Below are 1,272 nucleotides of genomic sequence, written 5' to 3' on the forward strand. Positions count from 1 at the left end.
GGGCGCAGAGGGGGCGGGATGGACCGCCCCGCCGAGCTACGTCCGCGCGCTCGGCGAGCGGGCCGCCCGCGAGGGCGTTGCGATCGAGACGGAGATTCCGGTCGCGCTCGGCCCGCGGACCGACCCGGGACGCGAGATCCGGGTCCGCGACGCCGGGGGCGACGGGAGTTCGGGGACCGAACCACGCGCGTTCGACGCGGTCGTCGTCGCCGCCGGCGCGCACACGCGGTCGCTGCTCGCGGACGCCGGCGTCTCGGTCCCGGTCGTCCCCTACCGAGTTCAGGCGCTCGTCGCCCCCGAGCCATACGACGGCCCGATGGTGTACGACGCGACCGCGGACGCGTACCTCCGCCCGCACCCGGACGGCCTGCTCGCTGGCGACGGCACGGAGCCGGTCCCGGCCGACCCCGACGACTACCGGCGCGAGGCGGACGACTGGTTCCGCGAGGACGCCGGCGCCGTCCTCCGCGAGCGGCTCGCCCGCGCCGAGCGAGGTGACCCGACCGACAGCGATCCAGAGGGCTCGCGGGCGTGGGCCGGACTCTGTACCGCGACGCCCGACGGCGACCCGATCGCGGGGCCGATAGATCAATCTGTGGAGTCCGACCCCACGCTGTTCGTCGCCGCCGGCTGGCAGGGACACGGGTTCATGCGCGCGCCTGCCGTCGGTGAGACGGTCGCAGAGGGCGTGCTCGCGTCGCTCGCTGGCGTCGCGTTCGACGACCCGGACTCCCCGTGGATCGGCGCGTTCGACCCGACGCGGTTCGACGGCGACGAGGAGTTCGAGATCGCGGAGGGGATGTCGCTGTCGAATCGGACGGACGATATGTAAGAGGCAGCCGGCGCGTCAGTCGGCCTCCTCGACCACGTCGACGTCGCTCGACCCGCCGCGTTTGGGGATCTCGACGTGGAGCGTGCCGTTGCGGGTGAGCGTCGCGTTCGCGCCCTCGGGCGTCACGTCGGCGTCGCGCGGGAGGTCGACGCTGCCGGACAGCGAGACGCCGCGGCCGGGGAACACGAGCTCGTGGCCGTCGTAGAAGTCGCGGAAGCGCTCTAAGTCCACCTCGACGGTGCGGTCGAGGAAGGTGACGTCGACGTCCTCGCCGCGGACGCCGGGCGCGTCGAAGACGACGAGGTAGGCGTCGTCGCTCTCGAGGAGGTCGTACGAGAGCGGTCGGCGCTCCTGTACCTTCCCCCACCCGCGGCCGACGCGTTCGAGGGCGCTCCGGAGCGCGGACCGACCGGTCTCGACGAGTCGGCTCACGGGCTCAC

Annotated in this window: 2 protein-coding genes; one reads left to right on the top strand and one right to left on the bottom strand. The window is 73.7% G+C overall.

Going from position 1 to position 1,272, the window contains the following annotated elements:
• Window positions 1–832 (top strand): FAD-binding oxidoreductase (locus tag U4E84_RS17705; RefSeq protein ID WP_322533394.1); only part of this gene is annotated, 832 nt, incomplete at its 5' end.
• Between the two features lie 15 nt (window positions 833–847).
• On the opposite strand, the gene U4E84_RS17710 is transcribed toward U4E84_RS17705, so the two are convergent.
• Window positions 848–1,264: an Hsp20/alpha crystallin family protein gene (locus tag U4E84_RS17710; RefSeq protein WP_322533395.1), complete on the bottom strand. Its 417-nt coding sequence runs from the start codon at window positions 1,262–1,264 to the stop codon at window positions 848–850.
• Between the last annotated feature and the right edge of the window lie 8 nt (window positions 1,265–1,272).

It is taken from the genome of Halorubrum sp. AD140, from assembly GCF_034497445.1.
Taxonomy (GTDB): domain Archaea; phylum Halobacteriota; class Halobacteria; order Halobacteriales; family Haloferacaceae; genus Halorubrum.